Annotated in this window: 7 protein-coding genes, 2 tRNA genes and 1 pseudogene; 7 read left to right on the forward strand and 3 right to left on the reverse strand. The window is 73.1% G+C overall.

All coding sequences use genetic code 11. The features are described from left to right. Nucleotide 1: 1 nt before the first annotated feature. The 3 genes from Q5425_RS34880 to Q5425_RS34890 are packed head-to-tail and all read left to right on the forward strand — an operon-like array spanning nt 2 to nt 6146. The gene (locus Q5425_RS34880; protein ID WP_308676623.1) at nt 2-1885 is read left to right on the forward strand and encodes a dipeptide/oligopeptide/nickel ABC transporter permease/ATP-binding protein; all 1884 of its coding nucleotides are present in this window, start codon (nt 2-4) and stop codon (nt 1883-1885) included. After that, nucleotides 1882-2838, forward strand: a complete 957-nt coding sequence (locus Q5425_RS34885; protein ID WP_308676624.1) for an ABC transporter ATP-binding protein — start codon at nt 1882-1884, stop codon at nt 2836-2838. The genes Q5425_RS34880 and Q5425_RS34885 overlap by 4 nt, the downstream gene beginning before the upstream one ends. Then, nucleotides 2835-6146: a serine hydrolase gene (locus Q5425_RS34890; protein WP_308676625.1), complete on the forward strand. Its 3312-nt coding sequence runs from the start codon at nt 2835-2837 to the stop codon at nt 6144-6146. Before Q5425_RS34885 ends, Q5425_RS34890 begins: the two co-directional genes overlap by 4 nt. 443 nt (nt 6147-6589) lie before the next feature. On the opposite strand, the gene Q5425_RS34895 is transcribed toward Q5425_RS34890, so the two are convergent. After that, nucleotides 6590-8038 carry a DHA2 family efflux MFS transporter permease subunit gene (locus Q5425_RS34895; RefSeq protein ID WP_308676626.1) on the reverse strand — a complete coding sequence of 483 codons (1449 nt, stop codon included), beginning with the start codon at nt 8036-8038 and terminating at the stop codon, nt 6590-6592. 168 nt (nt 8039-8206) lie between these two features. Between Q5425_RS34895 and Q5425_RS34900 the strand changes: the two genes are divergently transcribed. Both Q5425_RS34900 and Q5425_RS34905 read left to right on the forward strand, forming a co-directional pair. Next, nucleotides 8207-8281 (forward strand) — tRNA-Val (locus Q5425_RS34900). Between the two features lie 37 nt (nt 8282-8318). Next, nucleotides 8319-8390: transfer RNA gene (locus Q5425_RS34905), tRNA-Val, on the forward strand. Nucleotides 8391-8555: 165 nt separating this feature from the next. Here Q5425_RS34905 and Q5425_RS34910 read toward each other — a convergent pair. Beyond that, nucleotides 8556-9155: a TetR family transcriptional regulator gene (locus tag Q5425_RS34910; RefSeq protein WP_308676627.1), complete on the reverse strand. Its 600-nt coding sequence runs from the start codon at nt 9153-9155 to the stop codon at nt 8556-8558. Between the two features lie 78 nt (nt 9156-9233). Here Q5425_RS34910 and Q5425_RS34915 point away from each other — a divergent pair, with 78 nt between their 5' ends. Beyond that, nucleotides 9234-10016 (forward strand): class I SAM-dependent methyltransferase, encoded by a 783-nt coding sequence (locus Q5425_RS34915; protein WP_396135310.1) that lies wholly within the window; start codon nt 9234-9236, stop codon nt 10014-10016. Nucleotides 10017-10093: 77 nt separating this feature from the next. After that, nucleotides 10094-10207 (forward strand): annotated as a pseudogene (locus Q5425_RS34920) (DUF4287 domain-containing protein); the annotation flags it as partial. Between the two features lie 134 nt (nt 10208-10341). Here Q5425_RS34920 and Q5425_RS34925 read toward each other — a convergent pair. Next, complete coding sequence (locus tag Q5425_RS34925) at nt 10342-11793, reverse strand: MFS transporter (protein WP_308676628.1); 1452 nt, start codon at nt 11791-11793, stop codon at nt 10342-10344. Nucleotides 11794-11869: the final 76 nt, after the last annotated feature.

The following is an 11869-nucleotide window of genomic DNA, read 5'->3' on the forward strand; positions in this document are numbered from 1 at the left end:
AATGGCGCGACGCGGTTCGGTCTGGGCGGCGGCCGTGCGCACGCCGATGGGCGCGTCTTCGGCGGTGCTGCTGGCCCTGGTCGTCGTCCTGGCGGCGCTGGCGCCGGTGCTGTGGGGCGACAGCGCGGCCGCGGTCGACACCGACGCCATCGGCCAAGGGCCGTCCGGGGCGCACCCCTTCGGCACCGACTCCCTCGGCCGGGACCTGCTGCTGCGCACCCTGGTGGCGACCCGGCTCTCGGTCGGGCTGGCCCTGCTCGCCACCGCGATCGGCGCCGGCACCGGTGTCGTGCTCGGGACGCTGCCGTCCGTGCTGCCCCGCCGGGCGGGCCGGCTGCTCACGACGCTCGTCGACATCGCCGTCGCGTTCCCCGGGCTGCTGCTGGCCCTGTTCCTGGCGGTGATCTTCGGCGTGGGCACCCACGGCGCGGTGCTGGCGATCGGCTTCGCGATGGCGCCGGCGTTCGCGCGGCTCGTGCAGACGCTTTCGGCGTCGGTGAACAGGCGGGACTTCGTCGCCGCGGCCCGCATCGCCGGCGTCGGCCGGATCCGGCTGCTGGCCCGGCACGTGCTGCCGAACATCGGCGAGCCGCTCGTCGTGAACGCGACCATCGGGGCCGGCTCGGCGCTGCTGGCCTTCGCCGGGCTGTCCTTCCTCGGGATCGGCGTGCAGGCGCCGGACTACGACTGGGGACGGCTGCTCCGGGAGGGCCTGGACGGCATCTACGTCACCCCCGTGGCCGCCCTCGCCCCGGCCGCGGCCGTGGTGCTCGCCGGGCTGGCGTTCAACCTGGTCGGCGAGACGGTCGCCGCGGTGGTCGGGGTCCGGACGCGCGCGGCGCGGCGCGGAGCGCCTCCTCTCCCGGCGCCGCAGCCGGCTCCTCTCGAGCAGCCCGCGGACGCGGTGCTCGTGGTGGACAACCTCCGGGTGGCGTTCCCCGGGCCGTCCGGCTGGACGGTTCCGGTGCGCGGAGTCAGCTTCAGCGTCCGCGCCGGTGAAGCGATCGGCGTGGTCGGCGAGTCCGGCTCCGGCAAGAGCCTGACCGCGCTGGCCGTGTCCCGGCTCGTCGAAGCCCCCGGCGTGGTCACCGCCGACCGGCTCGAGTTCGACGGCAAACCCCTGGCCGCCGCATCGGACCGGGACCTCGGCACGTCGCTGGCCATGGTGTTCCAGGACCCGATGACGTCGTTCAACCCGGCCCGCCGCGTCGGCGGCCAGCTGGCCGAGGTGTCCGAGCAGCACCACGGCCTGTCGCGGCGCCAGGCGTTCGCCCGCGCGGTCGACCGGCTCGCCGCGGTGCGGATCCCGGCCGCCGAGCGGCGCGCGCGGCAGTACCCGCACGAGTTCTCCGGCGGCATGCGGCAGCGGGCGATGATCGGCATGGGGCTGATGGGCCGCCCGAAGCTGATCGTGGCCGACGAGCCGACGACCGCGCTCGACGTCACCGTGCAGCGGCAGGTGCTGCGCCTGCTGGCCCGCACGCGCGAAGCCGAGGGCGCGGCGATCCTGCTGATCAGCCATGACATCGCGGTCGTCTCCCAGACGTGCGAACGGATGCTGGTGATGTACGCCGGCCGGATCGTCGAGGACCTGCCGACCGGGAGCCCGGCGCGGCACCCGTACACGCGGGCGCTGCTGGCCACGACGGTGGACCTGGAGACCGACCGCGACCGGCCGCTGGAAGTGATCCCCGGCCGCCCGCCGGACCCGGACCAGGTGCCCGCCGGCTGCGCGTTCGCCGCCCGTTGCCCGCTGGCCTCGGACCGCTGCCGCACCGAAGACCCGGTGCTCGACGTCCCGGATCACCGCGGCCACCGGGTCGCCTGCTGGCACCCGCAGGTCAGTGTCCTTTCCGGACCGTCGCACGAGGAGGGGGCCGCGTGAGTGCCCTGGAGTTCGACGCGGTGAGCGTCCGCTACGGCAAGCTGACCGCGGTCGACGGGGTCAGCCTGACCGTCCCTTCCGGACAGGTCGTCGGCCTGGTCGGCGAGTCCGGCTCCGGCAAGTCGACGCTGGCGCGGGCGGCGGCCGGGCTCGCGCCGGTCGGCGCGGGCCGGGTCCTGCTCGACGGCACCGACGTGCGGAAGCTGCCCCGGCGGCGCCCGCTGCAGATGGTGTTCCAGGACCCGTATTCGTCGCTGGACCCGCGGATGGCGATCGGCGAGTCGATCACCGAGGCGATGCCGCCGGGCACGTCCCGCGCGGCCCGGCGCGCCGAGGTCGCCCGGCTGCTCGAACTGGTCAACCTGGACCCCGAGCGGGCGGGGATGCTGCCCGGGCAGCTCTCGGGCGGGCAGCGCCAGCGCGTCGCGCTCGCCCGGGCGCTCGCCGGGCAGCCGAAGGTGCTGATCGCCGACGAAATCACCTCGGCCCTCGACGTCTCGGTGCAGGGCGCGGTGCTCAACCTGGTCCGCGACGTGCAGCGGCGGCTGGCGCTGTCGATGCTGTTCATCTCGCACAACCTCGCCGTGGTGCGGTACGTCAGCGACGTCGTTGCGGTGATGTACCTCGGCCGGATCGTCGAGGCCGGGCCCGCCGAGCAGGTCCTCACCGATCCGAAGCACCCCTACACGCGGGACCTGCTGGCGGCCGCGCCGTCGGCGCACCGCGGTCTGCTCGACGGCACCGGCGCCGACGCGCTCGCCGACACCGAGCCCGCCGATCCGCACCACCCGCCGTCCGGCTGCCGCTACCACCCGCGTTGCCCGATCGGGCCGCTCGTGCACGCCGACCGCACCGTCTGCGTCACCGCCGACCCGGCAGGCGACGCCTCGGGCCGGCCCCACTCCGCCGCGTGCCACTTCGCCGCGAGCCATCCCACGAGGAGATCCGCATGACCCGACGTCCCGGCATCGACGACCTGTACGCCTTCGCCTTCCCCGAGCAGCCGGCGATTTCGCCCGACGGCGGCCGGATCGCGTACGTGCTGCGCACCGCCGACCGCGATCAGGACACCGAGACCCGTTCGCTCTGGCTCGTCCCCACCGAAGGCGGCGAGACCCGCCGGCTCACCCGCGGCCCGGCCGATCTGGAGCCGGCGTGGTCGCCGGACGGCACGCGGATCGCGTTCCTGCGCGCCCAGGACGGCCCGCCCCAGCTGTGGCTGCTCCCCGCGGACGGCGGCGAGCCCGAGCAGGTCACCAGCCTGCCGCTCGGCGCGGGCACCCCAGTCTGGCGGCCGGACGGCGCCGAGATCGCGTTCGCCGCCCCCGTCGACCTCGCCGCGGACGAGGGCGACGACGACGCGGCGCGGGCCCGCCGTGCGGGCGCCCCGGTGGTCGCCGACCGGCTCGACTTCAAGGCCGACGGCGCCGGGCTGCTGCGGACGCTGCGCAAGCACGTCCACGTCCTCGACATCGCATCCGGCGAGGTCCGGCAGGTGACGGCGGGGGACTGGCACGCGGGCGACCCCGCGTGGTCGCCTGACGGCTCGCTCCTGGCCTTCCCCGCGGGACCGGACGCCGATTCCGACCTGACGTTCCGCTCCGGCGCGTACGTCGTCGAGCCCGGCGGGGACCCCCGGCTGATCGGCTCCGGCGAGGGCATGTGCGGCACGGTCACCTGGACCGCCGACGCCACCGCGCTGCTCGCCGTCGGCCGCCGGGACACCGCGCCCGGGCACCTGGGACTGCTGCGGATTCCTTTGGACGGAGGAGAAACGACCGACCTGGCCGCCCCGCTGAACCGGAACGTCATGCCCGGCGGCCCGGGCTACCCCGGCGCGCTCCCGCAGGTCTCCGGCTCCACTGTGCTCTTCTGCGTGCGCGACCGCGGTTACACCCACCTGTACGCGGTCGACGCCGAGGGCGGCGAGCCGCGGCTCGCCGTCGGCGGCACCGGGAACACCGTGGCCGCGATGTCCGTCGCCGGCGACACGGCGGCGATCGTGCTGGTCACGCCGACGTCGTACGGGGAGATCGCCACGGTCGGCCTGCCCGGCGGGGAGATAGAGATGCGCACCGCACACACGGTCGGCGACCTCGAGCCGTTCGTCGCCGAGGAACGGGAGTTCCCGATCTCCGACGGCACGGTCGTGGCCGGCTGGCTGCTGCGCGACCCCGCCCGGACCGGCCCGCGGCCGCTGCTGCTGGACATCCACGGCGGCCCGCACAACGCGTGGAGCGGCACCGCCGACGCCGTGCACCTCTACCACCAGGAACTCGTCGCGCGCGGCTGGGCGGTGCTGCTGCTCAACCCCCGCGGCAGCGACGGCTACGGCGAAGCGTTCTACACCGCGGCGGTCGGCGCCTGGGGCGTGGCCGACGCTCGCGACTTCCTCGAGCCACTGGACGAACTGGTCGCCGAGGGCGTGGCCGACGCGCGGCGGCTCGCCGTGGCCGGCTACAGCTACGGCGGCTTCATGACGTGCTACCTCACCAGCCGGGACGGCCGCTTCGCCGCGGCGGTCGCGGGCGGTGTCGTCAGCGACGTGGTCAGCATGGCCGGCACGTCCGACAGCGGCCACTACCTCGGCGTCGCCGAACTCGGCGCGATCCCGGCGGAGAACCGGGCGCACTACGCGGCCCTGTCCCCGCTGGCCCAGGCGGAGAAGGTGCGCACACCGACGCTCGTGGTGCACGGCGCCGACGACGAGCGCTGCCCGGCCGGGCAGGCCGAGCAGTGGTTCACCGCGCTGCGCGAGCAGGGCGTGCCGACCCGCCTGGTGCTCTACCCCGGCGCGTCGCACCTGTTCATCCTCGGCGGGAAGCCGTCGCACCGCACGGACTTCAACCGCCGCATCGTCGACTGGGTCGAGCAGTACGCGGGTGAGCCGGGCCGGCCGGCGCGGGTGCCGCTGGACGCCGCGCACTGGCGGCGGCGCCTGGCCGCGCTCGCGCGCAAGCACCGCGTTCCCGGTGCGGCGCTGGGCATCCTGCGCGGCGACGACCAGGTGCTCGCGAGCCACGGCGTGCTGAACACCGCCACCGGGGTCGAGGTCACCGACGATTCGGTGTTCCAGATCGGCTCCATCACCAAGGTCTGGACGGCCACGGTGGCCATGCAGCTGGTCGACGAGGGCCTGGTGAAGCTCGACGCGCCGATCGCCGACGTGCTGCCCGAGCTGCGGCTGGCCGATCCGGACGTGACCAAGCAGGTGACGCTGCGGCACCTGCTCACCCACACGAGCGGCATCGACGGCGACGTCTTCACCGACACCGGCCGCGGCGACGACTGCATCGAAAAGTTCGTCGGTCTGCTGGAGGAGGTCGCGCAGAACCACCCGCTCGGGGCGACGCTGTCCTACTGCAACTCCGGGTTCGTGCTGGCCGGGCGGGTGATCGAGAAGCTGACCGGCCGGACGTGGGACGAAGCGCTGCGCGAGCGGCTGTTCACCCCGCTCGGGCTGACCCGCACGGGCACGCTGCCGGAGGAGGCCCTGCTGCACCGCGCGGCGATGGGCCACGTGGCGGCCGGCGACGGCGAACCGCAGCCGGCCCCGGCCTGGGGCCTGCCGCGCTCGGCGGGCCCGGCCGGGCTGATCACGGCGTCGGCGGCGGACGTGCTGGCCTTCGCCCGGCTGCACCTGGACGGCGGCCGCGAGGTGCTCTCGCCGGCATCGGCGGCGGCGATGACCGAGTGGCAGGCGGACATGCCCGACAAGCACACACTGGGCGACTCGTGGGGCCTCGGCTGGATCCGCTTCGACTGGGACGGCCACCGCGTCATCGGCCACGACGGCAACACGATCGGGCAGTCGGCGTTCCTCCGGCTCCTGCCATCGCACGGCTTGGCCGTCACGCTGCTCACGAACGGCGGCAACACGCGGGACCTGTACGAAGAGCTGTACCGGGAGATCTTCGCCGAGCTGGCGGGGGTGGCTCTGCCCAGCCCGCTCTCGCCGCCCGCGGTGCCGCCGTCGGTCGGCTTCGCGGACTACCTCGGGGTCTACGAGCGCGCGTCGATGCGGATCGAGGTCTTCGAAGGGGAAGCGGGTCTGCGGATGCGGCAGACGATCACGGGCCCGATCGCGGCACTGGTCCCGGAGCCGACAACGGAACACGACCTGCTCCCGATCGGCGACGACCGGTTCGCGTTCCGCGAGCCGGGCGCACGGTCGTGGATCTCGGCGACGTTCTACACCCTGCCGACGGGGGAGCGGTACTTGCACAGCGGCGTCCGGGCGACCCCGAAGGTCCAGGCATGAGCCGGGTCACGTCGGGGAACACCGGCGGGCCGGGGGCGTTGTAACGGGTGTCGGTACGGCGGTGTCCCCGGGCCTCACCCCTTGCCTTCACGGAATACCGGTAATGCTGGAGCCGTGTTGTGCCTTTCGCCGCGAGGCGACCCCCGTACCGGCCTACAACTCCCGCTTCCGCTCGCAGGTCTCCCCCCAGCCTTCGCCGAGCGGAAGCGGGACTTTTTCGCAGTGTCCGCCGGCCGCCGCCGAATGCGGTAGCGCCTTCACGGGTGCTGGATGGGGACTGTCGCCGGTGCCGGAGGCGGCGGTGTCGGGCGAAGCGTTTCCCGGGCGTGTGGCCGATTCGGCCGTGAGCCCCCCGGGCCGGCCGCCGAAAGGGGACTTTCTCTCAGTGTCCGCGCGGCCGGCGCCGCCGAATGCGGTAGCGCCGGCCGGAACCGCAACTTCCCTCAGTGTGCCGAAGTGGACGGTGTGACCGCCGGGCCCCGGCGGACCAGCCAGCTGCCCGCGAAAGCGACCAGCCCGACGATCCCCGCCAAGACGAACGCGGCCCGCAGGCCCGACGCGTCCGGGCTGGCCGCCGTCGTGTCGTGGCTGCCCAGCGTCGCCACGCTGATGAACACCGCCGTGCCGAGTGCGCCGGCCACCTGCTGCAGGGTCGAAAGGATCGCGCTGCCGTGGGAGTACAGGTGTTCCGGCAGCACGCCGAGCGACTCGGTGAACAGCGGCGTCATCATCAGGCCCAGGCCGGCCATCATCAGGACGTGGATGCCGATCACCGCCACCAGCGGCGAATCCGGCCCCAGCACCGCGAACAGCCACAGCGAAGCCGCCATCGCCGCCGCGCCCGGGATGACCAGCGGGCGGCCGCCGAACTTGTCGAACAACGCGCCGACCGGACGGCCGAGCAAACCCAGCACCAGCCCGCCGGGCAGGACGGCCAGCCCGCTGACGAACGTGCTCGTGTGCAGCACCGTCTGCAGGTACAGCGGCAGCAGGATCGCCGCCGCGCCGATCAGGCAGACGAACAGCAACGCCGTCAGCACCAGCGCGACGACGAAGCTCCGGTGGGTGAACGGCCGCAAGTCGAGCAGGGCCCGGTCACGGCGCTGCAGCCGCAGCTGCCGCCAGGTGAACACCACCAGCGCGGCGACACCGACGACGATCGGCACCCACCCCGGCACCAGCGGCGCGGCCCCGGCCTGCTCCCCGCCCGACGACAAGCCGTACAACACCCCGCCGAACCCGATCGCGGACAGCAGCACCGACGGCACGTCCAGCGGCACCCGGCGGCGTTCCCCGCCCAGCCGCAGCAGCAGCGCACCGGCCACCAGCGCGGCGACCGACAGCGGCAGCACGATCCAGAACATCCAGCGCCAGCCCAGCGACGACAGCACGGCCCCGCCGATGGTCGGCCCGATCGCCGGCGCGACCGCGATGACGATCGTGATCGTGCCCATCGTCGCGCCCCGCCGCTCCGGCGGCACCAGCCGCATCACCGTCGTCATCAGCAACGGCAGCATCACCGCCGTGCCGCACGCCTGCACCACGCGCCCGGCCATCAGCACCCCGAACCCCGGCGCGAGCGCGCTCAGCAACGTGCCCAGGGAAAACGCCGACAGCGAGAACAGGAACACCTGCCGCGGCGAGAACCGCTCCAGCAGGAACCCGGTCGTGGGGATGACGACGGCCATGGTCAGCAGGAACCCGCTGGTCAGCCACTGCACCGTCGTCGTCGGCACCCGCAGGTCGACCGTCAGGTCGCGCAGCGCGACGCTGAGGATCGTCTCGTTGAGGATCATCACGAACGCGGAAAGCACCAGGACCCCGATGAGGAGTCCCGAACGCGCCGGGGCGCGGGGCACGTCGGCGGACGGGGTGGACACGGTTTCGGTCATCGGGGTGGGACTCTCCTGCTCGGCCGGGACGGCCGCGATGCACGCGGGACGTCCTTCGCAGTGTGCCCGTTTCCGGGCGCCCCTGTCAGGCGGTTTTCCGGACACCGGACCCCCTGCGCGACCGCCTCCGGCGTCCGATATGCTTCCGCCAGTACGAAGTTCCGCAGCGCGCGATTAGCTCAGCGGGAGAGCGCTTCCCTGACACGGAAGAGGTCACTGGTTCAATCCCAGTATCGCGCACCACGAGTCCACCCCCGGATATCGTGGAAGTTCGTACCGCGGGCGATTAGCTCAGGGGGAGAGCGCTTCGTTCACACCGAAGAGGTCACTGGTTCGATCCCAGTATCGCCCACTCGATGCGGGGTTTGCCCTGTTCGCGGAACGCGCGAACAGGGCCTTTCTCGTTCTGTGTCTTGTGGGGGCCGAGCCCCCACACCCCCGCCGGGGGCACGCCCCCGGACCCCCGCGTTCGGTCCCGTGCGTGGTGACGTGCGGCTGGGACTTTCGGTAAGCGTCTTTAGAGCAAGCGTCGTTGTACGACGTCCGCGATCAGCGTGTGGACCATCTTTTGCAGTTCTTTGGCTTCGGGGAGGGTTCCTCGGCGGCGGCCCGCGAACAGCAGGTGGCCTGCGCCGATCAGGGACAAGGATAGGGAATTCACCTCTGCGTCCGCGGCTATGCGGCCCTGTTCACGCTCGGCTGACAGGTAGGCCGTCAACATTTCCCGCGCTTCCGTCAAAAGTGGTAAAGCGTTGTCGTGGCGGCGTACGCGGGTGCGGAGTTCGTCGCGGAAGAACACCAAGCTCATCAGGGCCAGCGAGACCGGGTCGAACAGCTCCGTCAGTGCGTCGATCAGGTTTTCGGCCACGGTCCGCGTTCCGGCCGAGGCGTGCAAGAGGGCCGCCTGGTCGGCTGTGCGGGCGATCCGGTTGCGGACCAGTTCGGCGAGGAAGTCGTCGAAGTCGGCGAAGTGGCGGTGCAGCACGCCCTTCGCGACGTCGGCCTCGGTGGTGACCGCGCGGCTGGTCAGCGCGTTCGGGCCGTCGCGGAGCAACACCCGCTCGGCCGCCTGGAACAGCTGCTTGCGCACGTCGCGCAGGTGAACCCCGGTCGGCATGGCGCCCATTCTCCGTTACGCCCGCCGCGAACGCCCAGCCGGTTGCCCGAGTGGGCAAGTGCCCATTAGAGTGGGCGCATGCCCACTCAGCCTCACGAAGCCCGCCGCATGGCCGAATCCTTCGGCATCGACGCCGAACGCTACGACCGGGCGCGGCCCGAGTATCCCGCCGAACTGGTGCACCGGGTCGTCGCCGCGAGCCCCGGTCCCGACTTCCTCGACGTCGGCTGCGGCACCGGCATCGAAGCGCGGCAGTTCCGCGCCGCGGGCCGCCGGGTGCTCGGCGTTGATCCCGATGCGCGGATGGCCGCCTTCGCGCGCCGCGGCGGGGTCGACGTCGAGGTTGCGACGTTCGAAGACTGGGACCCGGCCGGGCGGACCTTCGACGCCGTCGTCGCCGGGCAGGCCTGGCACTGGGTCGACCCGGTCGCCGGCCCGGCCAAGGCGGCGCGGGTCCTGCGGGACCACGGGTTGCTCGCCGTGTTCGCCCACGTGTTCCAGCCGCCCGCCGAGGTCGCGGACGCCTTGGCCGCGGGCATCCGGCGCGTGCTGCCCGGTTCGCCGTTCGCGGAGGAGTCCCGGAGTGCCGCGGACCTCTACGACGTGATGTTCACCAGGTTCGCCGACGGCATCCGGGAGGCGGGCGGCTTCGGGGAGCCGGAGTGGTGGCGCTTCGCCTGGGAACGGTCCTACACGCGCGAGGAGTGGCTGGACTTCCTGCCGACGACGGGCGGCCTGACCCGGCTCGCCCCGGACGCGCTGGCGGACGTGCTCGCCGGTGTCGGTGCGGTCATTCACGGGATCGGCGGGAGCTTCGTGCTGCCGTACACAACGCTGGCGGTGGTCGCGAAGAAGGCTTGACAAAAAAAGTTGTCGGTGAGAAGTTGGTGCGGAGCAAGACGAACCGAACTTCCTTCGGCCCGAACCCGGGAGCAACCATGTCTTTTCAGGCCTACCTCGACAACGCCGAGAAGCAGACCGGCATCACCCCGCGCGGCTTCCTCGACTTGGCGGCCGAGAAGAACCTGACGAAGGCGGGCGAGATCGTCGACTGGCTGAAGGCCGAGCACGGCCTCGGCCACGGCCACGCCACGGCGATCGCCCGGCTGGTCACGAAGGGACCCGAATTCGTCGCCGAACACCACGCGGACGGCGTGCTCCACCTCGACGCCCGGGCCGCCGGCGGTCAGCGGCGGGCCGCGGCGGCGGGTTCCGGGCGCGCCGCCGTGATGCCGGGGGAGTGCCGGGGCAGGAACGCGGCGACGGCCAGCGCGATGAGCGCGGCGGCCGACCCCATGCCCAGCACGAGCCGGAAACCGTTCTGGGACGGCAGGCTGGCGGGCCCGAACGAGATCGTCAGCCGGGCCAGGATCAGGCCCGCGGTGGCGCTGGAGACCGACGTGCCGATCGAGCGCATCAGCGTGTTGAGGCTGTTGGCCGCCGCCGTCTCCGACACCGGCACGGCGCCCATGACGAGCGCGGGCATGGCGCCGTAGGCGAGCCCGATGCCGGCGCCGATGATGCTCGAGACCAGCACCAGGTGCCAGGTCGCGCTCATCAGGCCGATGCCGAGGGCGTAGCCCACGGCGACGACCACCGCGCCGAGCATCAGCGTCGTCTTCGGGCCGCGCGTCGCCGTGATTCGCGCGGACACCGGCGCCAGTGCCATCATCACCAGCCCCGAAGGTGCCATCACCAGGCCGACGGCCAGCATCGACTTCCCGAGCCCGTACCCCGTGGCCGTCGGCAGCTGCAGCAGCTGCGGCAGGACCAGCGACATCGCGAACATCGCGAAGCCGAACACCGCCGACGCGATGTTCGTGAGCAGCACCTGGCGCCGCGCGGACGTCCGCAGGTCCACCAGCGGCTGCGGCGTCCGCAGCTCCCAGCGGCCCCACAGCAGCAGGACGACGACGGCGGCCGCGATCAGGCCCAGCGTCGCCGCGCTGCCCCAGCCCCAGTCGGCGCCCTTGGAGATGGCCAGCAGCAGGCACACCAGGGCGATCGAGAGCCCGGCCGCGCCCGGGACGTCGAACCGGCCGCCGGTGCGGACCGGCGATTCGGGCACGCACGTCACGACCAGCGCGGTGACGACCACGCCGAGGCCGGCCGCGGTCCAGAACAGCGCGTGCCAGTCGGCGTTTTCGGCCAGCAGCGCCGCCGCGGGCAGGCCCAGCGCGCCGCCGACGCCGAGCGACGCGCTCATCAGTGCGGTGGCCGAACCGAGCCGCTCGGCGGGCAGCTCGTCGCGCATGATGCTGATCCCGAGCGGGATGACGCCGGCGGCGAGGCCCTGCAGGGTCCGCCCGGCCACCATCGGCACGAGGCTGTCGGAGAGCGCGCCGACGGTCGAGCCGGCGACCAGCGCGCCGAGGCTGATCAGCAGCATCCGCCGTTTCCCGTACATGTCGCCGAGCCGTCCCATGGTCGGCACCGCCACCGCGCCCGCGAGCAGGGTGGCGGTGATGGCCCAGGTCGCGTCGGCGGCGGAGGCGTGCAGCAGCCCGGGCAGCGCCGGGATCAGCGGGATGACCAGCGTCTGCATCAGCGAGACGGTGATTCCCGCGAGGGCGAGGACCGCGACGACGAGGTTCGCGCGCGGCGACGCCTCCCCGGCGGGGGCGGATGGCTGGGGCACGAGCGGTCCTCCGGGCGGTCGAGTGGCGCAGTGGAACTGAACTGGGGGATTGAACAGTCGAATTAAATCAGTCGCT

It is taken from the genome of Amycolatopsis sp. A133, assembly GCF_031082405.1.
Lineage (GTDB): Bacteria > Actinomycetota > Actinomycetes > Mycobacteriales > Pseudonocardiaceae > Amycolatopsis.

What these genes read in the sequence shown, in the direction of transcription:
- Q5425_RS34915 (WP_396135310.1), top strand. Translation starts at nt 9,234, where the DNA reads ATGCCCACTCAGCCTCACGAAGCCCGCCGCATGGCCGAATCCTTCGGC.
- Q5425_RS34910 (WP_308676627.1), bottom strand. Translation starts at nt 9,155, where the DNA reads ATGCCGACCGGGGTTCACCTGCGCGACGTGCGCAAGCAGCTGTTCCAG.
- Q5425_RS34890 (WP_308676625.1), top strand. Translation starts at nt 2,835, where the DNA reads ATGACCCGACGTCCCGGCATCGACGACCTGTACGCCTTCGCCTTCCCC.
- Q5425_RS34895 (WP_308676626.1), bottom strand. Translation starts at nt 8,038, where the DNA reads ATGACCGAAACCGTGTCCACCCCGTCCGCCGACGTGCCCCGCGCCCCG.
- Q5425_RS34880 (WP_308676623.1), top strand. Translation starts at nt 2, where the DNA reads ATGGCGCGACGCGGTTCGGTCTGGGCGGCGGCCGTGCGCACGCCGATG.